17 protein-coding genes are annotated in these 23,265 nt (G+C 34.3%); 1 reads left to right on the top strand and 16 read right to left on the bottom strand.

Annotation, left to right across the window (positions count from 1 at the left end; genetic code table 11):
• Window positions 1-10 precede the first annotated feature (10 nt).
• The gene (locus MKS83_RS19520; RefSeq protein ID WP_240580956.1) at window positions 11-3,088 is read left to right on the top strand and encodes a DNA polymerase III subunit alpha; all 3,078 of its coding nucleotides are present in this window, start codon (window positions 11-13) and stop codon (window positions 3,086-3,088) included.
• 36 nt (window positions 3,089-3,124) lie between these two features.
• Here MKS83_RS19520 and MKS83_RS19515 read toward each other — a convergent pair whose 3' ends face one another.
• From MKS83_RS19515 to MKS83_RS19440, 16 genes are all read right to left on the bottom strand, one after another.
• Window positions 3,125-4,033 carry a DUF4238 domain-containing protein gene (locus tag MKS83_RS19515; protein WP_240580955.1) on the bottom strand — a complete coding sequence of 303 codons (909 nt, stop codon included), beginning with the start codon at window positions 4,031-4,033 and terminating at the stop codon, window positions 3,125-3,127.
• Window positions 4,034-4,106: 73 nt separating this feature from the next.
• A complete protein-coding gene (locus MKS83_RS19510) occupies window positions 4,107-5,072 on the bottom strand; it encodes a hypothetical protein (protein ID WP_240580954.1) in 966 nt (321 codons plus the stop codon).
• A gap of 142 nt (window positions 5,073-5,214) precedes the next feature.
• Entirely contained in the window at window positions 5,215-10,347 is a 5,133-nt protein-coding gene (locus MKS83_RS19505) for an Eco57I restriction-modification methylase domain-containing protein (RefSeq protein ID WP_240580953.1), read from the bottom strand.
• 2 nt (window positions 10,348-10,349) lie between these two features.
• A complete protein-coding gene (locus MKS83_RS19500) occupies window positions 10,350-11,030 on the bottom strand; it encodes a hypothetical protein (RefSeq protein WP_240580952.1) in 681 nt (226 codons plus the stop codon).
• Window positions 11,031-11,105: 75 nt separating this feature from the next.
• Window positions 11,106-13,133 carry a hypothetical protein gene (locus tag MKS83_RS19495; protein WP_240580951.1) on the bottom strand — a complete coding sequence of 676 codons (2,028 nt, stop codon included), beginning with the start codon at window positions 13,131-13,133 and terminating at the stop codon, window positions 11,106-11,108.
• Between the two features lie 27 nt (window positions 13,134-13,160).
• Entirely contained in the window at window positions 13,161-13,859 is a 699-nt protein-coding gene (locus MKS83_RS19490) for a hypothetical protein (protein WP_240580950.1), read from the bottom strand.
• A 13-nt stretch (window positions 13,860-13,872) separates the two neighbouring features.
• Window positions 13,873-14,739: a M23 family metallopeptidase gene (locus tag MKS83_RS19485; RefSeq protein WP_240580949.1), complete on the bottom strand. Its 867-nt coding sequence runs from the start codon at window positions 14,737-14,739 to the stop codon at window positions 13,873-13,875.
• A 4-nt stretch (window positions 14,740-14,743) separates the two neighbouring features.
• Window positions 14,744-16,732: a type IV secretion system DNA-binding domain-containing protein gene (locus MKS83_RS19480; protein WP_240580948.1), complete on the bottom strand. Its 1,989-nt coding sequence runs from the start codon at window positions 16,730-16,732 to the stop codon at window positions 14,744-14,746.
• Between the two features lie 40 nt (window positions 16,733-16,772).
• On the bottom strand, window positions 16,773-17,639 hold the full coding sequence (gene traN, locus MKS83_RS19475; RefSeq protein WP_240580947.1) for a conjugative transposon protein TraN: 867 nt from the start codon (window positions 17,637-17,639) through the stop codon (window positions 16,773-16,775).
• A 5-nt stretch (window positions 17,640-17,644) separates the two neighbouring features.
• Entirely contained in the window at window positions 17,645-18,856 is a 1,212-nt protein-coding gene (gene traM, locus MKS83_RS19470; protein ID WP_240580946.1) for a conjugative transposon protein TraM, read from the bottom strand.
• Window positions 18,846-19,199 (bottom strand): hypothetical protein, encoded by a 354-nt coding sequence (locus MKS83_RS19465; RefSeq protein ID WP_240580945.1) that lies wholly within the window; start codon window positions 19,197-19,199, stop codon window positions 18,846-18,848. Before MKS83_RS19465 ends, traM begins: the two co-directional genes overlap by 11 nt.
• Before the next feature lies 1 nt (window position 19,200).
• The gene (gene traK / locus MKS83_RS19460) at window positions 19,201-19,815 is read right to left on the bottom strand and encodes a conjugative transposon protein TraK (protein ID WP_240580944.1); all 615 of its coding nucleotides are present in this window, start codon (window positions 19,813-19,815) and stop codon (window positions 19,201-19,203) included.
• 22 nt (window positions 19,816-19,837) lie between these two features.
• The gene (locus MKS83_RS19455) at window positions 19,838-21,073 is read right to left on the bottom strand and encodes a hypothetical protein (RefSeq protein WP_240580943.1); all 1,236 of its coding nucleotides are present in this window, start codon (window positions 21,071-21,073) and stop codon (window positions 19,838-19,840) included.
• Window position 21,074: 1 nt separating this feature from the next.
• Complete coding sequence (locus MKS83_RS19450) at window positions 21,075-21,905, bottom strand: hypothetical protein (RefSeq protein ID WP_240580942.1); 831 nt, start codon at window positions 21,903-21,905, stop codon at window positions 21,075-21,077.
• Between the two features lie 4 nt (window positions 21,906-21,909).
• On the bottom strand, window positions 21,910-22,575 hold the full coding sequence (locus MKS83_RS19445; RefSeq protein ID WP_240580941.1) for a hypothetical protein: 666 nt from the start codon (window positions 22,573-22,575) through the stop codon (window positions 21,910-21,912).
• Between the two features lies 1 nt (window position 22,576).
• Complete coding sequence (locus tag MKS83_RS19440) at window positions 22,577-23,257, bottom strand: hypothetical protein (RefSeq protein ID WP_240580940.1); 681 nt, start codon at window positions 23,255-23,257, stop codon at window positions 22,577-22,579.
• Window positions 23,258-23,265 lie beyond the last annotated feature (8 nt).

The following is a 23,265-nucleotide window of genomic DNA, read 5'->3' as shown; positions in this document are numbered from 1 at the left end:
TGAATAGTTTATGTTTCTCAATTGCCATACTTATCATAGCTTACGTTATGGAACCATTTCTGTCGAAGATTTGGTTCAGCAGGCTGTGGATTATAAGCTGAAAGTTTTGGCATTGACTGATATTAACACAATAACGGGAATCTATCAGTTTTATAAATTGTGTCAGGAAAGAAACATTAAGCCAATTGTTGGGGTTGATATCAGGGTTGAGAATGAACAATACTTTATATGTTTATCTAAGAATCCAAAAGGCATTGCTGAGATTAATCGACTGTTGACCGATTATATTTGTGAGGGTGTTAAAATTCCAAAAGCAAATCCTCAACTGGAAAATTGTTTCGTAATCTATCCCTTAGGAAATATCCCAGAGAAATTATTAGAGCATGAATTTATAGGAATAAGACAAGAAGAATTAAATCTCCTTATCAATCGCAAATTTAAGTCTCTGATTCATAAAATGGTCATTCTTCATCCAGTTACGATAAAAAAAAATGAGGAATATGAACTTCATAGAATCTTACGGGCTATTGATTCCAACATTTTACTAAGTCAAGTCAATCCACATGACTGCTGCAGGAAAAATGAAAGTTTCGTTGCCAAAAAACAGCTTTTAGAAAAATTTAACCATTATCCTCAAATCTTGGATAATACAAAATACTTAGTAGATAACTGCAGTTTTGATTTCGATTTTAAAACACCTAAGAACAAAAAATATTTTACAGACAGCAAGGAAAATGATTTTAAATTATTATCAAAATTAGCTTATGAAGGATTAGTAAAAAGATATGGTCAGGACAACAAAGACGCAAAAGCAAGACTGGAAAAAGAATTGGCAGTTATTGATCAGCTGAACTTTTGTGGCTATTTTTTAATTACATGGGACATTGTTCAATATAGCATGATGAGGGGTTTTATGCATGTTGGCAGAGGAAGCGGTGCAAATTCAATTGTCAGCTATTGCATTGGAATTACTGAAATCTGCCCTTTAGAATTAGACCTATATTTTGAACGCTTCTTAAACCTTAACCGTAAAACGCCTCCTGATTTCGACATCGATTGGAGTTGGGTCAATCGGGATGCAATTTTAGCTTATATCTTTAATAAATATGGGAAGGATCATGTAGCTTTTTGCGGTACCAATGTCATGTTTAAAAGAAAATCCAGATTTAGGGAAATCGGGAAAGTTTTCGGTCTTCCTAAAGAGGAATTGGATCAACTTTCAAAAAACTCAAACGAACAGCACGATCAAAATTCAGTTGTTCAGGAAATCTATAAATATGAACAGTTATTAATAGGTTTTCCTAACCAACGTAGTATGCATTCCTGCGGAATTCTGATTTCTGAAGAGCCAATAACTAATTATTCGGCTTTAGAATCTCCTCCAAAAGGTTTCCCTATCGTTCAGTTCGATATGCATACTGCTGAAGATATAGGATTGGAAAAGTTCGATATTCTTTCACAGAGAGGTCTTGGTACCATCAAAGATACTGTTCAGTTTCTGGAAGAAAAAAAAGGGATTTTTGTAGATATTGAAGACACTAGAATTTCTAAAAATGAAGCCAAGTGTAATGAATATTTAAGTTTAGGAAATACAATCGGATGTTTTTATATTGAATCTCCCGCTATGCGGGGATTATTAAGAAGGCTAAAATGCGACAACTATAAAGTATTGGTTGCTGCATCTTCTATTATTCGCCCAGGTGTAGCGCAAAGCGGTATGATGAAGGAATATGTTTTCAGGCATAATCATCCAGGGCAATTTGAATACTTCCATGAAGTTTTTGAAAAAGAACTTGGGGAAACTTATGGCATTATGGTCTATCAGGAAGATGTTATAAAAATTGCTCTCCATTATGGAGGAGTTTCCGCTGCCAACGGTGATGTTTTAAGAAGAGCTATGAGTGGCAAAGGAAGGTCTCTTTCAGCCCTCCAGAAATTAAAAGATGATTTCTTTGAGTCCTGTAAGAAAAAAGGACATCCTGAACAGCTTTCAGAAGAAGTCTACCGACAGATCGAATCTTTTGCTGGATACTCTTTCTGTAAAGCACATTCAGCATCTTATGCAGTAGAAAGCTATCAAAGCTTATATCTAAAAGCCTACTACCCTATCGAATTTATGGTATCCGCAATCAATAATGGTGGTGGGTTCTACCGGACCGAAGTTTACATTCACGAAGCCAGAATGTCAGGAGCTCAAATCAATAACCCATGCATCAACCTGAGTTTATATCAGACAACAGTATATGGAAAAAATATCTATCTGGGTTTAATGCATATCGTAAAAGCTGAAAAAAATTTAATGCAATTCATTATAGAAGAAAGACAGGAGAATGGAGACTATCAATCATTGGAGGATTTTGTCAAAAGAGTGGATATTGGTACTGAAACCTTGAAGTTATTGATTTTGGTGGGAGCATTCAGATTTACGCGAAAAAGTAAAACGGAGCTGATTGTAGAATCAAAGTATTTATTATCAAAAACTACCGTTATGAAGTCCTTTATGCCATCATTATTTGAGACACCTCAAAAAAACTATGAGTTGCCAATTATAGAAAGACATCCTCTTGAAGATGCTTTCGATGAGATTGAAATTATGGGACTTCCTGTATCTAACTCAATATTTGATTTATTAAAAACAAAATACAGAGGTCATGTATTGGTGAAGGATTTACCCAAATTTCATAAAAAGCAAGTTAAAATGCTGGCTTATCTCATCTCAAGAAAACATGTTCCGATCAAGAGAAAAGATCATCCTTTGGGAAAAGACTTTATGTATTTCGGAACCTGGATTGATTGTGAAGGTAAATATTTCGATACAGCTCATTTTCCTAAAAGCCTAGAAAAATTCCCTTTTAGAGAAGGTGGTGTTTATCTTCTTCTGGGAACTGTTGAGATTGATTATCACTTTCCCACAGTAACCATTACCAAGATGTCAAGGATGCCACTTAGGGATGATCCTAGATATGCCATGGATAAAGATAAATCTAAAGAAGTTGAAAACAGTCTTCGTGACGATGTAAGTTTAACTTTCCGAGAGCCCTATCCCAAAGAACATGAAATTGGGCTACCCAGAAAAAAATACAGATAATTGCAATCCAATATTCTATTAATATATCTATTACTCTCAAATATATCTTCCCAAAAGAGTTTCCGAATCTGAGAAAAGGAATTCATTATATTCATCACGGATTCTACTATTTAAAAAGTGAATTTCATCAGCATTTAAAATTTGATGCTGATACTTTTCATCTGATTCTATAAATGTAATCTTAATTGCGCAGTTTGGGGAAATAGGATAATAAAAAAGTAAATCTTTTGATATCCCATCTTCATCAGTTTCATTACCCAAAAGATTAATCACAGGTTGATCCCCCGTTATAAAAGAAATATCCGACTCTACACTTTTTTCTAAGAAAATATATCGAATCCGCGAATCAAAACATATACTCTGACCAACTTTAGCCGCATTAATAATTGCCATAGGACTGAAAATTACATCAATATCAAGATTATCATCTTTAAAAGCTTCAAGCAGAGAATCTCTTAGTTTTTTAGTTCTATAATATTGATAACAGATAAACATTAAAGTCTCATATTTTAACATATCATCGTCAAACAATTTTATATCTTCAAAATTCCTACAGTTGATTAATGCCATACCAGACCTTTCTATTTCGGTATGAAGCACTTCAAAACCATTTTTCTCTAGAGCTTCAAAGTCATTATTTTTAACATTAAGTTTTTCATTGATTTCTTTTACACCTGTAAATATTTCTGTTATAGTAATGATATCATCTATAACTTTCCCGATAGGACCTTTAACGTTTTTGCACTGGGAATCTAAAAATTTCTTTTCTTTTCCTGAAATCTTATAAAACCTATTAAAATAATTCTGTTGAGCAACATTCATCAAATTAGATGGTACAATTTTTAGAATATGCTTATTATAAGAATATATTTTATCATTAAGTGTCCACGCTTTCAAATAAGCGCGCCACACATAGTGCTGTCGTTTTGTTATATTTTGAGCCATTTTAGTTTTTGATTATCTTTAAGTTTTAGTAAGACTCTGTAATAATAAGAGTAACGGAAAGTATTACATCATTTTAAGATTTAGATTGATTATACTTCTCATACAGTAGCTCATAAGTCTTAATTGCTTGTTCACTATCATTTTTATCAAACTTTTTCATTTCGGTATTAAATTCGAGTAAATTTTCTTCATAGCTTTTGCTATTTAGTTCACTTAAATTAATTATCGCATTACTAATAAATGTTTCTGCCAAATAGTTAGCCATAATAGATCTATATGAATCATAAAATTCAGAATTTGTAACTATTTTAATTTCTTGATCAATAGTAATATTATTGATATAATCTCCAAATATATTTTTCGCTTCAGCAGAAAGCTCTCCTTTAAACAATAATAAGATTGGCTCACAGAAATAAAAAAGATAAGGATTATTAAATTGATTAGCTGAAGAAATAAAAGAACCATTAGTATTAGTTTTATCAAAAGTAATAACCAAATTAAAGTCTTTTAGAAATTCTTCGGCGGCTAATTTATCTCCGTAAAGGTAACCGTTTAAGTAAAGTCTTATATTCTCCAAATCAATTTTTTCCATGAAGAATTCCCCGTTCTTCTTTCCTGAATCCATACAGAAACGATATATAATTGAATATAGATAGAAATATATTTTCTTGTTATCAAAATTTAGAGGAGTTAAAATTTCAACACCATGTTGATTCGTTTTTACAGTAAAGTTTTGCTTGTATTTTTCTTCCCTAAATTTTTGAAGAAAATTTGTAGAAAAGGCACCTTCTATCTTAGCAAGATTATCCTCACAGTCCTGACATAGAATAAAATCTTCTTTATAGTGATTTTCTTTTATTTCAGTAGAAGTATTTTTAAGGTTGTCTCTTCCAAAATAAACATCAATCTCAACATTTTTTGCATCTATACTATAAGATTCTTCTTTATAATGTTTTCCAACACAATTTTGAATAAGACTAGCAGGAACAATATGTGACCCTGTTGCATTAGCATCGTTTGAGCAAATAATACATTTCATAATTTATTAGTTTTTGTGGTTATGCTCAAATATAAGTAATAATACAAATATCTATCAAGAACAATCCGAAATAAAAACCTGTAGAATTAAGAAAATTTGAAGACTTATAAGTTTAAAATTTATTACCTTGATACATTATAAACTATCTCTTAATTTTAGCATTACTTAGTATTTTCATATTCTCTTCATTGCTAATTTGTTTACTGTTTTTAAACTCTGGAATATTCAATTTTTTATCACTTAAGGCAAATAACCTCAAATTTTCTTCTGACCTTTCTTTTGCATTATCTACACTTTGATTCTGCCTTAACTTTTCTTCTTTTTCTTTCTTATACTGAACAATTAACTCTACTTGGATATTAGGAAGTTCTTCTATTTTTTTATCTAATTCACTAATTTTATCTTCAGTGCTTTTGGTTTGAACTTCTATTTCTTCAACGTTTACACCTTTTTCAGCTAAAACTTCGATTGTTTTTTGAACTTCAGATTTAGCCAAGTCAATCGTTTTTTGATAAGATGGAAGCTGATTTTTCCAGTAATCAGTGTTTCCATCGACATTTTTAGAATAACCCACGATTCTGCTATATGACTCTTCGGCTTTGGTTACCATCTCCTTCACTTTTAGAAAGTCATTGTGTTTTCTGAGAACAAAGGCAATATCTGCAAGATGCTTATTTTTTTCAATTTCAATTCTTTTCTTTAAAAGTTCTATTTCAATGTTGGCTCTAGTTTCAGGATCAGTAATAATAGAGGTCTTGAGTTCCTGCGTACTTATATCAGAAACGTCTAATACATTTGCTCCTTTCTTCATTGCTTCTAAATATCTTGCCTGTTTAGATTGTAGCTTTTGAAGCATAAACACATCAATGCTGTCATTAGTCAGCATAAAATTAACCCTAACATTTTCGTGTTTGTTTCCTTGCCTCCAAGCACGACCTTCAACTTGTCTCAAAGTTGTAAAGTTGTATGGAAGTGAAAGCATATATAGATCAGTTGTGTTTTCTTGTAGGTTCATTCCCTCCTGAATTGCTTCACTACCAATGATGATTTTAATTTTTCCCGAATTAAAATCATCCTGAATTTTCAATCTATTAGGTTTAGTCGTTGCCCCTGTAATGACACCCACTTCTTCTGGCTTATAACCTACTTCGGTTACAAGATAATCCTTCATTTTTTGAAATTCTGAGACCGCCAATTCAGAATAAATGATTTGACCTGAATCTGGAATATCATTTTTATTCTGCCTTATCAGATTCATTGTATCGATCAGCTTTGGGGAATTTTCAATAAATTCTTTTACTGAAGGTAATTCTCCATCATAATAGGGCGATAAGTATGGTGAAATTGCAATAAGCCTCGCATTTAGAATGTGAGTCAAAATTGCTCCCTTTTGAGTTTCTTCGAAATTTTCTTTCAGTAAATCGTATTGCTCTTGAGTTAAATCATTTTGCTCAATCTTATACTCCTTATTGATTTTGTTAGGACGGATCAATTCTGGGTTGTCCTCTTCTCCCTTAATATCAATAAACTCAGATAAAAGCTGTTGAAACAAGGAATTATTTTTAAACCTCCGAACATTGGCTTTGAACTTGACATCTCCTCTAGCATCAATTTCCATATCAGTATCAGCCTCCATAAAGGTTTCAAAGAATGTATTCACATTAAAGTAGCCTGATTCTTCCAACCGCTTATTAGCAATCAGTGATAAGATTGAATAATATTCCAATGGTTTATTGGTAAAAGGCGTAGCAGAAAGCAATGTAACATTTCTGCCATCGTACTTATTCTGTATATATTGCGAAGCCATCCAAGTATTCATACCCAGTTTGGAAGTCTGTTGATTTTGGCTTCTAAAATCTGAAGCAAATCTTCGATCCTCTATTCTCACTTTTCCCACAATATGATTGGCGTTGTGTACTTCGTCAAAAGTCATATGATCAAAACCAAAATCTTCCCAATCATAGATTTTACCACGCTTCATTTTCCCTTCCAACTCCTTCTCTTTTTCTAACTCTATCTGAAAATCTCTCTCGCTGATAGAGTTCACACTTCTTAATTCGCTTTCGGAGATGTAAGAATATTTTGAAGCCAAATCTTGGGTAATGTTTTCTGAAAAACCAATATTATTGAAGCCTTCATAGGTAACAATAGTTATTTCTCCGTCCCTGTTATCAAATTTTGAAAGATCATAATCCTTTCCAAGATTACCCAGCACATTCACTTTTGCATTTGGAATAGTTTCAAAAACTGTTTCTACCCACTGTTTTAAAATGCTGTCATTAGGAACAACAATCAAAGGTCTTTTAGCATTTCCACGCTCCATCGCTTCGTGCATTGACAATATTCCAGAAAGCGTTTTTCCAAAACCAACTTCGTGCGCCAATAAACCCACTCCTTTTGTGGTCAATCTTCCAATTCCCGCTTTCTGAACTTCAGTTAGCCTAAGTTCTTTTCCTTTGAAGTTTTGAAAAATTTTGGAGAATAGTGGAAACTTGGAATAATCCGGCACATAAATGCTATTGAAATTTCTATTAAAATCCTTTATAAAACGTTCCCTCAATTCATCTGATAGTTCTTCACGAATGAATTTTTGAAAAAGATCATTAGCTGCCACTTTTCGTCTTTCACGGACCAACGCATTTCGCTCTTTATCACTGCCTGTAACGGTTTCATTATCTACGAAACTTTTGACCTCCCAAGCTGAAGAACCTGCAAACGCATCACTTGATAAGTCTCCTACAAAATCTTTAAACTTTTCTGCAAGATTATAGTCAACAATGACGGTTTCTACGAGCCTTGTGTTACTATTGTATCGCTCTTTTTCGACCTGACCAAGTGCAAACTTGTGTACAAATTCGTGATTGGGACTAATAAATATGTCATCCAAAGATTTAGGAATGGGTACAACACTAAGAAGCAGATTCATTTGCTTATCATATTGGTCTTCCGTTCCACCAACTGCATACTTGTCTACAAAGTCCTTTTCTAACTGCTCCAGCTTTGCATAAATATTTCCTTCTGCGTAATAAAAATCGTGTACCCATTTTCCGTCAATGAAATTGGCAAATTGATAGTGTTTACCATAATTATTCAAAGTCCCGTCATAATTGGTATCTCGAAAAGCTTCAATTTGTTCTTTGGAAATCGATGAACTGTTTTGAAGTGAGGTATTAACAACTTCATCTGACTTCGAAAATAGATATTTTAAAACCCCTTTTTTAATTTCCGGTTTTGTCTGAGTTCTGTATTCTGAATCTTTCCTGTTATAGGTTTGAATAATCTTCTCGGATTTATCAAAAACATCCTTTAGCTCTTTGAAAGAAAATGAATGAACATCTTTCTCTATTTGTCTTTGCAGCTTGGTATATTTTTCAATTTCTTTAATAACAATCGGTGATTTGAATTTAATTTTCTGAAAAGTTGAAAGAACTTCTTCTATTTTCGCTTGAACTTCATTTAGACCTATTTCAAATTCAGAATTAGTTTCTTTAATATTAGCGATTGAATTACCCAATTTGGATTCAGACTTCTCGAAAAATAGATCTTCAAAAAGATTACCAATTCTTTCTGTTCCTTTTTTAAATTGGAGCTGTTCCAAAATGGCTAGAGCATTGTCCAAATTGCCGTGAACATACTGCTCCATCCTTCCAAAACGATTACTTTTCTCCCGAATTTCTCCTAAGATATTTTCAGGATTTTTTATGAAATAATCAGAAACATCCTGAGTAATTTTTTGCGATGATTTTTTAAGGATAATAATGTCAGTTCCGATCTGAGTTCCGGCAAAAGCTCCAGATGGTAATCTGTAAGCTTTCATAATCTCGGCATTTTCTAACTTCTTCTGTCTGTTCAACCAACCTGAAGGAAGTACCATTGCCATAAGTCCATTTGACTTTAAAGAATCTAAAGATCGTTTGACAAAATAATCTTCGAACTTACTAATTTTGGGTTCTTCACCTAATCCTTTGTATAGACCACGATGTTCTCCATAAGGTGGATTACCAATAACTAAATCATATTTATCAGCGTATTGGTTACGGTCTGTTTTGTAACCTTTTTCATTGATAAATTCAGTTTCAAATGAACGTAGATTGATGTCAGCTTCAGGATGGAAAATTTTAGCTATTTTGGCTGTGGTATCATTGATTTCAAAAGCCGTAATATTAATTTTTAAAGAAAGGTCTTTTATAGCATAAAGAAAATTTCCGGTTCCAACACTTGGCTCTAAAACTGAAATCTCCTTTTGATTTTTGAATTGGTCTTTAATGAGATTACGAATCGTTTCTACAATCTTGGAATCGGTGTAATACTCATCAAGAATCCCACGCCCTTCCTTAGCAGTACCGCCACTTTTATACTGATTACAAATATTTTTTATGTCATCAGTAATCTCAACATTTTGATGTAAAGCAACTTTTTTGTCCTCGGAAACAAAACAAGCTGCAGAAACCACTTCTGCAACTTGTTCATTGGTCAGTTTTCGACCTCTATATTTTGAAACGAGGGAATTTAATTCCTCAATATTCTTGGAGTCATCTACTCTTCTTTCGATTCTATCGGATACAACTCTCCCGGGTAAGATTCCGCCCAAGGAATCTTTTCTTCCTTCATTCTCTTTAACATTGCCAGGTTTTGCTCTGTAAATGGGTTCGCTTCCTCCGTTTCCACTATCGCTCCGCTCTGGCTTTTCAAGTCCATTTCCAGCATTGTTGCTGCCCAAAGTTTGTCCTCCTGAGTGATCTCCGTTTTGTTCGGATTGGCTTCTTTGGAGAGATTCTCCAGAATTTCGTTCAGAAAATTTGGATCCCAAGTGCTGAGTGTCGGAAATTCTGTTTGATCTAATGCTAACATCTGCATTTTCTTCATTTTTTGGTTCAACTAAATTAATATTTTTATTTTGAAGATTTAATTTGTTTTCAAGATATGTACTCAAGTCTTTATTTCCGGCTTGGGAAATCTCATACATACTTCGAATATCTTTAACATTTTTCTCTTTAAATTCTAAAAGAATTTTAAGCGTAGCCGCATCTCCTATCCTATCTGCTTCCAAACAAAGAAAAATTTTCCCATCAAAATCTTTATAACGATTAAGAAATTTATTTGTATTAGTTGCAGAATTAAGCGTAATGAGGGTCCTGTTATTGTTCTGATTATTCAGTTTCAATAACTCCAGAAATGATAGTTTATCGGCTTCCTTTGAAAAAACTATAAGTTCATTCTTACTTCCATTTACAATAGAAATATCATCCGTAAAATTTGAAGAATCCAATGACATACTCAATTGCTTTTTCTATTTGTTACAAAGTGGTTAAAATCAAATAGTTCTTTTGCCTGATCATCCCAATTTTTTCGGGGTAAAAGTTGAAGGGTTACAAAAATGTCGCTTTTCTTATTATAAGAATCTATGCGCTCCAATCTTCCGTGATAATCGTTTTCAACGTGCTTGTAAAAAGAGTAGGGTAATATAGTATCGGTAGGATACACATAAAAACGTGTATAGTTCCAAGGAGAATTTATTTCAAAGCGTTTATACTTTTTATTGAATAACACTGTATCCGACAAATTTCTTCTGTTTCTGTAATTGAGAATCCAATCCTTTGAAAATATAGCTCCCGTTTTTTTGTTCCAAATCGATAATGGTTTTTGCTTTTGAGAAACTTCTGAAAATATGATATTATTCTGGGATTGATCCAGTTGATAACACGATGAATCCTGAATGTAATACAACTGTTTATTAACATCAGGAAATGCAGTATCAGGAACTAATTCTATCAGTTGATTTTGAGAATAGTTTATTTTTGATAAGTGAAAGCTCTCCATTTGATCTAAACCTTTAGAAGCATCGAAATAGACATTGGAAATAAGATCAATCCCTCCTTTTTCAGAAACAATTTCTTTGTGGCAAGAAACTATTGTTAAAAGGAATGCAGTTAGTAAAAATATTAATTTTTGCTTCATTTCAATTAAATTTAAAAAGCGGCAAATCTTTTTAAGACTTACCGCTTCTGATGAAAATATAAATAAGTAAAATCTTTATCGTTTAATGCTTTGTTCCCTAACATTCGCCTTTTCGTGCTTGTTATCCTGCTCCAAGCCTTCTAAGGGTTTGTTTGTATTAAGCCTGTTCATCTCATTGTCGTAAAGCTTAAGGTTTCTGTTTTGAGGATCAAGTACAGCTTTTCCTTCTATGACCTGATCATTTTCTTTGAACTTCACTTTTAGTATATTTCCTTTCTCCAAAGATTTTATGGCACTCCCTTTCCATTCAGGTTTGTCAAATACGAGATTAGATTTTTCAACAATCTTTGCCGTATCAACGCCATAGTTTTTGTAGAAATTCTGAAATAAATAATTTCCTTTGTCGGTTTTCGGTTCATTGAAATTAAATTGAACAAATGCAGGTTCTATTTCATTATTCTTTTTCGGATTATAAAATTCAATTTTCACACTACGACCTTCCAAAAGATTAATTGCTTCTTTGGCAGTGAATGAGCTGTTCTTGCTCACTGAAAAATTATGAGAGAGTTCCTCGTTTTTTTCATTGATCAATTTCGCATTATAAGAATTAAAAAAAACTCCTCCATTTTCGGTTTTATTGAATTTTAATACAAAATCAATCTTATTTTTGGGTAACGTTTTGTCAGATGTCGTCTTAATTTCAAACTCTTGTTTCTTTGAATTAATACCTTTTTCCAAATCTTTGTGAAGTTTTTCATCTTCTCCAAAACCAAGATATTTCATTTGGTCTTTTAGGTATTTTACTTGATTAAAGTCTTGCTGTGTTTCCATAATGTGTGGGTTTTGATTGTTAAACTTTATATCATTGACTGTTAATATTCTATATTCTGGTAAACTCTCTTCGTCCAGATAAGTTTTTAAAATTTCACCATTGCTTAATAATTTATATGATTCTCCATTCTCTTTTTTTTCCAATAAACCAAAAGCCAACTCAGATTTATCATTTTTTGATAGGAGATGTCCGTCAATAACATCCGGAATTTTATCTAATTGTTCCTCTGTCAACGAGTAATCTCCATCCGTTGTTCCATATTCCACATTTTCGGAAAAACTCTTTCTTTGGTTATCAGATATGTGGAGTTTTTCTAGGATGAATTCATTTTCTTTATTTAACCGTCTGTAATCAAGTAGATTATTTTTTTCGTCTTCTGAAAGCTCCGGGAAAATGTTATTTTGTGCTGCTTTTCCTTTCAGATCATTTTCCGCATAGGTTTTGAATTCGTTCAAACTTTTAGATCGCTCATAAAGATCTTTCATATCAGTCCACCGATTGCCTACTGAGGATGACCTATATTCTTGGGTTTGTAAATCATAGCCATAATAGCTATTACCAGTTGGACTTTTCAGAGAACCACTTCCATCATCGTACTCGCGCCAACACCATCCTTCAGGAAGACCAGAGGCAGAAACCAAGTTCTCGTTGAAGTCATCTTGCGAAAACAGATCTTCAAATCCAAGATTGTTTTCTTCCCAATCGAGTTGATGGGTACCTTTTCGGCTTTCGTTAGACTCTTCTTTAAAAGGATTGATTTCGATATTTATTTTATTCTCTGCCATTTCGTATTTATGATAATGATAAATCATTTGTTCCTCGATCTGTCTGTAATCTAATCCTGAGCTTAAATCAGTCCTGCTTTGAAATTCTTTTGCCCAGGAATCTGAAAGGAATTTTTGCTTTGAAACTTCATCACTAATAGGTACTTCAACAAAGGCAGTATTATCTTGTACTATTAAAAATCTGTCATCAGTTCTCTGCTTATCGACAAATCTTACAACTTCGCCAAAGCTTTTAAAATTTGTTTTAATTAAAGCTTTACTATTCGAATTAAAAATGGAATTAACAGTATATGCTGATCCTTGATACATTTGACTTTCTTTAGATTTATAGATTTGCAGAAATTTTTTTTCCTGATCAGAAAATTTTCTTTCTCCATCTCTAAAAAAAATTTCCGGAACTGTATTTTTTATCTCTTTTTCAAAATCTCTGTAAGCCTTGGTTTTTGGAGTAATCACTCTGTCGAACCAGGATAATTTCTTCTCCATAATTTTCATTTATAGATCTTTGAGAATTTATCTTCTGAAGCCTCTTCTTTTCTCTTGTTCCTCAGATTTATCTTCTTTTTTCTCCCTATCTCTGTTAGCGTCTTCATACATATCTCTGTCATTCACATTCAGCTGAACATCTGAGTTGTTGTTTTTGGAGCTTTGTTGTTGGTTTTTAGAAATGGTATTGACAGAATTAATTTCTCTGGAAACTATACTCACATCATTCTTGATTTCCTTAGCTATTTCAGGGTACTGATCTATCTTATCTTGTAAATAACCTTTCAGTTTTAACAGTTCATTCTTGTAGCGGGTAAATTCTTCAGGATCTTTTTTATCAGCAATGATGGCAGTTAGCTCTGTTGCATTTTTGATAAAATCAAACTCAACGGTTTTTCCTGTCTCACTGTCATAGATAAAAGCCTTTTTTTCAAAAGAAGGATTTTCATTTGAAAGTTCTTTTACATTGGTGTACTGAACTTTTTCTTTGCTGTCTTCAATAATTTTTGAAAGACTTTTGTCACGTTCAAGAAAAATGACCTTAAGTTTAGTATTATCATCAGTGAGCTGGAAAGTCGCCCTGTTTTTATCATTGTCCGCGACAATGGTATACCCCTGAAGAAACTTCTGAATGTCATCATCGCTCAGTTTCTTAGAAAATGTATGGTCTTCATTAATGATTCCAAAGCTTTTAAGTTCATCAGTTGGCAAATTGTGTTCTTTCATAATCGTAAGTATTTTAATATTGAATATTTGAGTTGCTGCCTGCTTCATAATAGGTGGCAATTAGATTATTGGCTTTGATCAGATAATTCAGAAATCGAATTGGATTGATATACTTTCCGTTTTCAGTAACAGAAAAGTGGAGATGTGCACCTGTGGAATTTCCGGTATTACCGCTTTTTGCGATAATGAATCCTGCCTTCACAGCTTCTCCGGCTCTGTAGTAGATTTCGGAAAGATGCAGATAGGACGTTTCAAACGTACCAGAATGTCTGACTTTAATATAGTTACCTCCTCCACCTGAATCCCAGCCTGCCGCAGTTACAATTCCATCCAAAACGGCATATACATTTTCATAGTTGGCTTTAAAGTCTGCACCGTTATGTAATTTAGTAGCTCCAAAAATAGGATGAACCCGCCATCCGAAAGGAGATGTAACTACAATCTTCCTATTTAACGGCATACTTATTTTTGAGATAGGTTCTTCTTCATTAATTAAATCAAATTTTTTAATCGACTTTACTATGCTTATGTTTCCCTGATTACTTAACTTATCAACTTCCATTTTTACAGGAGAATCATCATTGTTTGTATAACTTTCTTCTTTTCCCTCCGAAGTTGATACACTGTAACGAAGCACCATTGTTTTCAAAGAATCCATTTCCTTTTTTAAGTTTGTTTTGGTGGGAGAATTGAAAAGTTTATTAATGATATTTTTTTTATCTATCTCTTTTCTATCCCTTTGCTCTTTCTGAAAATTTTGTTTTTCAGAGTTTTCATTAGCTTTAATTTCCTTTCGGGTAAGTGTATTGAACTGAGCAAAAACCAATGAATGGCAAGCTAGAACAAACGCTGTCATAAAGTATTTTCTTATCAATTTCATTTTATTATTCTTTAATATTTTCATTGACGATAAGCTCCACCTCTCGATTGATTTTTCTGAAGTTCGTCATTAAGACTTCCTCTTTTCGATTAATACCCTTTTTGTCTGTAAATGAATAGTAGTTAGGCATCTCTACATAGTTTTTTTCCTCTTGCTTAATGGCCTTCATATCAAGATTGATCTTGCCCTTTATCGCAGAGGTTTTATACTCTTCAACATTGTTCTCTTCACCCTGCGCAATCATTCCAACCATTTCACCGGTTTTGAGGGCAGCAATTTTTCCTGCAGGAATCATAAAGTCCATTTTTTCATTGATGCTTGTCGAAGTTCCTTGCTGAGAAATAGATTGGGAGTAAGACTTTTGTTTGATTTTCCCAAACAATTTTTCAAGCCAATCCAAGGTATTTTTATCTCTTACAGAACCGGAAAGAACATTTCCTACAATGGCAGAAATAGTATCGGCAACTTCCTTTTTGTAAAACTGTCTAAGCTGTGGAATTTCCTGAAGTCCCAGTAATACAGCAACCTTGTTACTTCTTGCAGTTGCAATCACATTGTCTATTTTATGGATGTAGATGGTTGGAAATTCGTCACCTATGACTCCACCCGGTAAATTATGTTTGGAATTGATTAAGCGTAAAGCTCTGTTCAAAATTGATGAATACAAAGCTGAGTTTATATCCTGCGTACTTGGATCAGAAGCTAAAATCAGAATAGAAGGATTTTTTCTATCCGTTATTTTAAGTTCAACTTCATCTCCAGAAAATACCCAAAAACTTTCCTTAGTTGCCAATCGGGAAAGAAAGATTTTCAAAGTTCCAATTTGTCCTTCCAATTGATCGAAAGCCTTGTTATCATAGGCTGTTTTGAATGGTGAAAGCAAAGACAAAATCTCTTCATTAGTAAAAAGTGTATCAAAGATCTCTTTATAACTGCAATTCATAAATGATAATATATGAGGCAGGTCTGAATATTTACCATTTTCTAATCTTGCAAAAAAGTAAATACAAGATGACAAGAAATTAATTGCAGATTGTGTGAAAAACGCTTCTGAACCACCTCCGGAACTGGATCCGCCTTTTTGTAAAGACGAAACCATTGATTCTGCCATTTCCTGAGCTTCAGCTAAGGTCTGGATGTATTTTTTATGAAATGGATTAACTCTTCTTGACTTTTCTACTTCATTCAGATTGATAATATGAAAACTGTAGTTGTAATCTGACTCTTTACTCTTCTTCAATAAGTAATGGTAATAGGCAATTTGTGCCAGATCAGGAAACTTGAAATCGTAAATACAAAGACAAAAACCTTTAGCAATCATCTGTCGAATGGAAGGATTAATTACCCCAAAGGATTTTCCCGAACCTGGAACTCCAATTACAATGGTACCTCGAAAAGGGTCTATGTTAATATAGCCTTTATAGGTTTTGTTATTGTATCTGAAAACATATGGGATATTAATTGAAGTGTCGGTATTTACAAGCTCCTTATTTTGGTCAAAACTCTCTTCTTCCACATTCCATCGGTCTTTTCCCATTTTTTGCTGCATCAGTTTTGAAATACTGTCTGCACCCATCTGAAGGATAACTGCTCCTAAAAAAGAAAGAACGGCATAAATGATTTGATACAAATTAAGCCCTGGGAAAATATGAGGTAACTCTCTATTTCCTGCTTCATTTTGCCAGATCAATGATGAGAAAATCATCAATAATCCTAACACTATAGGGATTCCAATCTCACTGTAAATATTGAGGTCTTTCTTTTTCTTAGCTTTTGTTCCAATGGCAACCAATCCAATTAAAATCACCGTGGCAAATTTTGCATTGACGGGAGGATAGATGAAACTCATCCTAGAGAAGTTCTTCAATAAATTGGAAACTACAGGTACATCAGCATTCAGATAAAACAGCGAAGCACAGTCCAATGCAACCACAGCATAGACCACCTTTTGCAGGAATCCATAGATTTTGATTTGATGTTGTTGCTCTTGCATTTTGTTATTTAGTATTTATAAATGGAGGTCGAACCTCGACTTAGAAGGTGTCAGCTTTTAGAATGTCAGAATAATTGACTTTCATTTCAATGGTTCTGCCCGAAAGCTGTTCCTCAATTAATCTTATCATCATTACCTTAGAATTTGGGTAAGTGAACTTTTTGAAGACATAAATGTTTCTGAAATTCTTCTTGAAATGTTTTTGGGAATTAAGCTGAAAAAGCGGAGTCATCTCGATGCTTTGGTTATTGGTAGCCTTATGGATTTTTTTATCCTCTATGGAAAATTTTAACGCTTCAATGTCATAGCTCAGGTTGGAGTTATTTTTAAATGTCATATCAAGAAAAATGTAATCGCTGATGACATAGACATTGTTGAGCTGAAAACTGAGTTTAAGATTTTTCTCCTCTCGGATTGGATTGCCTTCAGATTTCTTCTGAATGACTCCCATCGCAAATCTTCTGAGCTCAAGATTGGAGAAGACCATTTTATCAAATTCAATAGGCTGCATCGCTTCAGGCTGAATATGAATATTGGTGATTGAATTTAAGTTTTCAGAATTTCTGTAAACCGCTTTATATTGAGCAATAAAAGATTGTCCAACAACGGTAATAATTCCAATTTGATCTTCATTGAAAAAGACGGACAATTTCTTCTTTTGATCTTTTTCTTCAGATGTCTGGTTGTCTGTAACTTTGATTCTTGCAATATTGGTCGTCGGTAAATCTCCAGTCAGTTTTTCAGTAGATAGATCGACATATTGAATAGGCTCCGGAGAAATAATATGCAGGTTGATTCCCTCCGTAATTTCTATCTCCGGTAAATCAGAAATAATCTGCTCTTTGGTTGCTGTCTGTGCATTGAGAGTTGCCGAAAATAGTAAAAGTGTATATAAAAATGATTTCATTGCTTTTAAGGTTTTGGTTGGTTTTGTGAATCTTTCAGTTGTTTTTCATCGATCAGAAATACATAAGAATTGTACTTCAACTTGGCTTTGTTAGTTTTGATGAGATTTGCAATCGACTTAGAAGTTGATGTAAATAGTTTGGAACCAATGGTGGTAAAAAATCCTTCTCCACCCATATCCATTTGGGTTCCCTGAACCGAGTTGCTTCCCATTTCACGGATCATATCCCTAAAAACACTTTGTGGAACATATAATCCCTTCATCCCATCAACATCGTAGATAGAAAGGTTAATCGGAAAAATCTCTCCTTTCGCAAACACTGAGATGATTTTCAAATCGACTCGCTGCATGGTAAATCCTGAAATTTGACCATACAAAATGGAACCTTTACTGATTTTCCTGTTTCCAACAAAGATGTCCTCCAGCAATCGAAATCTTATTCTGCTTCCCAAAAATCCTTTGTTGTTTTCATCAATAACAGCCTTGATAAAACTATTTTCCTTGTCTTTATAAACTGCGTTGAAGTCATTATTTATCCCTGACTTACTGACATTGAAAGTCGAATTAAGGAACTCGTCCATTTTATCTTTGTTTGCTTTAAGCTTTTGCTCAGCCATCAACTTGTTTTGATATTCGGGGTCCCTTGCTTTTTCTAAAGAATCCATCACCAGCATTTGCTGTTTTAGATATTTTACAGGATCTTGCTGTGTAATTTGTTCTTTTGTTTTAGACTTTTCAGTCTGAATATTATCTTCTGCTTTCCCGTAGGATTTATCATTCAGCATCTTTATGATCTCTGTCGATCTTTTATAGTCCTGTTCTTCTTTACCTTGTTTAGGGTTATAATAGGATGATGGATTTCCGTTTGCCTGATATTGATTCTGCCTTGAATTGATAGCTTTTAAAGAATCGATCCTTCGTTTCTGAGCTAACGACAATTGGTCATCATAGCTAAGCAGGCTGTCCTGCTCCTTGTCCAAGCCACCAAGCATTGTTCTGTTATCCTCTTTTTTGAAGAATGCATCATACGCATCATTTTTGGTCATAATCGAATCCTTAGATTCCCCTAGTGATGTGGCAAGCTCCTTTGGTTTTTCCTTGGGCTTATCATCCTTTGTAAACTGAGCTCCTACGTAAGCAAATAGCAGAACAAATGGCAAAGCAAGAAGAGGCAGAACATATTTTTTTTCTTTAAAGTTGATTTTCTTAATGTCCATTTTTTAAGTGTTGGTATTGGTTAAACAGATATTCTATTCTCAAGCTGTCTTCTTTTCTTAGGTCTTGCCTATCTCTTTTTACTTTCAGTGATTGGAGTTCAGCAACTATTTTCTCCAGTTCCTTGTCATTATTGGGTAAAGTATTTTGAATGACTGAACTCTTGGAATAAATAATAGGAGGCTTGATTTTGAATGTCATATCTGAAGGAAAGAAGACCCCTTGCACAATAGATATGATGAAGGAAACAGATAAGAAAGCCATCGAATACATAAAAAATCTCTTAGGATTTCTGACTGCCCAACCAAACAATTTTTGTCCGTTTTTTTTAACAAAAGCATTCATCTTAGTATGAGTTTTTATTTTGGTTAGAAAGTTCTTCGTTATTGATGATTCGCCAGTTTTTGAGAAGTACGCCGTGAGGATTGTTTGGACTTCTTATGATGTCATCAAAAAATCCTTCAGTAAATAATTTTCGTGTAATAACAGAAGATTTTCTTGTTATCATCTGTTTTCCGAAAAACTGAAACTTCTTGTTGTCCATATTCAGAGTAATGGAATCGGTATGGATACTTACCATCGAACTTGAAGCAACGATCTGATTATAAAATCCTTTTTCTCTTAGGTTGGTATATTCTTTCTTTCCGCTGTCATCAATGAGATATAGTGATTTTTGAATATTCTCTTTGATGTAAGAATCATCGGGAGCCAGAGTAAAAAACAATCTGTGGAATAGTTCGATTTGCGCTTTATATTCCACAGGTCTGTTCAAAAGAACATCGGTTTGCTTTGCTAAAACAGGAACTCCGTTATCCAGAATATAAATCGATTTTCGGGAGTCCTGAATCATTCTGTAAGCAAAGAAGAAACCTGCAATGATGATGAAGACAGCAAATGCAATAGCTCCCAATGACACTGCCTTATTGATCTTGATTCTCTGTTCAATATTTTTTATAAGCATTTCTTAAATATTTTTAGTCTGATTACTTTTTATTTTTAATTGCATTATTTACCCTTCCCGATGCAGAATCCGCCACTGCAGACTTCACAGCGGATGCTCCGCCTGTCTTAACCGCCAAAACGGCTGTTTTTGCTCCGCTTGTTATTTTGCCTGCCGCGCTTTTCATTTTAGTCATCGCTCCTGCTCCACCCGCAGTTACAATTGTATCGGCAATCGTTGGAGTCATCAGAACTCCGATACCTGTAACGATGTAAGCCACACAGGTAAAGAGCTGGTTGTAGATCATTCCGGAATTTGAAACATAGACCATCAAAGCATCCAAATTGGTAATGGTTCCGTTGGTTAAAAGTGTATCATATCTTTCGATTTCCATTGTGTAGCCTGAAGCAATCAGCTGTTGACCGATATTGATAATGGTGTAAGCAACAAAAGTGTAAAGATTGATATTGATGAATTTTGAAACCCAGCTGTACAAAGAGTTTTCAAATCCGGGAATCAGTGACATCCCAACTGCAATAGGACCAAGAATGATTAATATATATGCCCAGATCTTTTGAATAAAGAAAATGAGATAGACACATATTCTAAGAATTGAAAGACAGATAAATTCGATGACTTCTGCTACTAATTTCTGCAATTGAAATTCCATTCTTATTTGCCATTCCTTGATGGGCTGCAACAATTTATCAATGCCATCACTGATATCATACCACGAATCATCTGCATCTTCGCTGGTATTATTGATCACTTCCTGCTTGGCATCCTCTTCAGCATTGAGTTTTATCACGGCATCCAATAATTGCTGCTGTTTCTTGAATCTCTCAATTCTCAAGTCATTGACCTCAGATTCGATATCACTAAAAATGGCTATTCCAGGTTCAGCAAGTGCTTCAAACGGAGCTTGCAGTAGATTAACAAATCCCATCCAATAAATCAGTGTAAATCCAATAAGGATAGGTTTGAGCATTGGTGTAATCTCCCACTCACGATCTCCTGCTGCCATTTGCCATCCCATATATCCAAGATACATCAATGCACCTAATCCACCTATCGCTCTTCCAACCAATGCTGAACCTTCGGCACTATCCTGCACACTGTTATCAAGTTTAGTGAAGACCTCCATAAACCATTTTTCAAAAGCACCGTCACCTTTTAAAAACTGCAACAGATTACTGTAATCACTATCGGTCTGGGCAAAGCCCATTATCGGCAATCCTATTGCCAAAAGGCAAAAAAAGTATGTCAATTTTCTATTCATCTCAGTATTTGTGTTTGTATTGCTGCATAACATTTTGAACGATCTGTTTATCTGAAGCAGGCGTCCATTGTGTTGGTAAAGCAGTGGGTAAATGGCTATTCAGAATATTTTTGTAATCCAAAAGCAAAGTTGTTTTATTATTATGCTTTCTTAATTCCTGAACAAATCTTCTCCATTTGATAAGAGTTTCGTGATACATTGCAAACCTTTTTCCTCTTGGTATATCCATCGAGCGGGACATCAAATACTTATCTTTAATGAGATCCAGTTCTTCCTGCAGTCTTTTTAATGTACCCGTCGTATTGAGCGTTTCATAGGTCTGCTGATCTTTCAGTCTCCATTCAATAAAATTCTGTGGCGTATCCGGAAATTCAGTGATTGGTTTTAACATTCGCTTGTAGTACAAAAGCCAGAGTGGGTCGGCATCGACAGTTGCTGAAGTCCAATGCGCAAGATCCTGAACACTTCTTTTGTAAATTGTATCAGAAGCAGCTTTAATTTTCTTCGCTTCTTCTTCCTGAAACTTAAGTTGGGCAAATCGCAGGTTTTGTTCACCTGTTGGTTTGAGTGGTCTTATATCGTCACCGTCCTTATAGTCTCGGTTAATTTTAGGAGCCCACATCCCCCAAACTGTTGCATAGGCAAAATTGGTTTGAATACCGAGAAAATATTTTGGATAAGGTCGCCAGTCTCCCCAGCTTTCAAACGTCATCCTTTTATGCTGGGCAACGATAGAAGGGTCATTCAATCTCTTTACACTGACCTGACCAAAAACAATTATTACAGCAAATAGGAAGAGGAAAATTTTTCCTTTTTTAAATAGATTTTCCATAAGTCTAATTGAATAGGTGTTTGTATTTTTGAATAATATCTCCGACAATGGCTTTATCTACATTGAGGTAATTTCTAAGCACAGGGACTTGAAACAGGTATGGGATTTTCTTGGCATTCTTTAATCTTAAAATGATGTAAAGGATGTTACCATTGATATTTCTTACCCGAGTAAATACCTTTTCAATCAGCATTTCCCTATCCATCGCATCCATCAGGAAATCTTTGTCTTCATTCAAGACATCTTGGGTAACCTCCTGTTGGAGCTTAATGACTTGTTTGCCTATTTCGGTATAGTATTTTGAGACTAAGACAGCGTATTCCGGATGTTGTGCCGACAAATCCAGCATCTTGTTGGAATTGGTAACAATCTTTCCTAAGTACTGATACAGATAGATTAATTTTTTGCTTTGTGTAATTGCCGAATTGACATTTTTAAGCTGTTGATAGATGTATTCCTGAATTGCAATAATTTGAGTTGTTTTATTATTGATATCGTCATATAGCTCCTTTTGTTTTTCATAGGAATCCAGAAAAGCCTGTTCACTTGCCAATCGAACACCGTGATTAAGTGTGATCTGTGAAAGCAGTTTATCATTGATAACAATCTGCTGGCTTTTGACGAATACACCAAAAAGCGCAACGATTCCGGCGGTTACTATTTTCTTCATCTTAAAAGTTTTTGATGTTGCTCATAATGCTTTCCACGACCTGTTTATCTCTATTAACATAGTACTGGAATGCTCTTTTGTTTCTTAAGACCTTCGCTTTGATGTCCCTTATTTTTAAAAGCATATGGGTAGAATTTCTACTGATTGCTTTGACTTCTCCTAATGCATAATCAAGCAAAATCTTACGCTCCGATTTTTCCATTTGGTTGATAGCTCCATAAGACAGGATGATTCCGGTGATTAATCGAGTGACCATTTGGAGGTCATCCACAAACTGTACTTGCGATGGCAGAACGGTTATGATAGAATGGGGCGCAGTGCTGATCTCATTGATAATAGCGGTCTGATTATCCGTTATCTTGGTTATCTCCCTGCTCATAGCGATTCCTGTGGGTATTGCCTGAACAGCAAATGATACAATACGCAGCCTGTCCTGTACTTTGGTAATTTTATCCTTGAAATCTTTCCACTGCGATTGATTAACAGTTTCCACAGTCGCATTTATAGTCTGCTTCTGTCTCATTTCTTTTTGTCGGTCGTGCTCTTTCATCGCTGCATTGATCTCTAAGTCCATCATCGGGAAAGAAACATTTTCCTGCTCCCATGCAGGTGTAGAACTACCTCCTGAAGAAGTCATCACGATGTAAATGGGAATAATCAGGATTGGAAAAATCTTCTTCATCTCTTGAC

Origin of the sequence: Chryseobacterium sp. Y16C, from assembly GCF_022488405.1 — a bacterium.
GTDB classification, from domain to species: Bacteria; Bacteroidota; Bacteroidia; order Flavobacteriales; family Weeksellaceae; genus Chryseobacterium; species Chryseobacterium geocarposphaerae.
The sequence above is the reverse complement of the archived record's forward strand: the minus strand, read 5'-3'. Positions and strand labels throughout refer to the sequence as shown.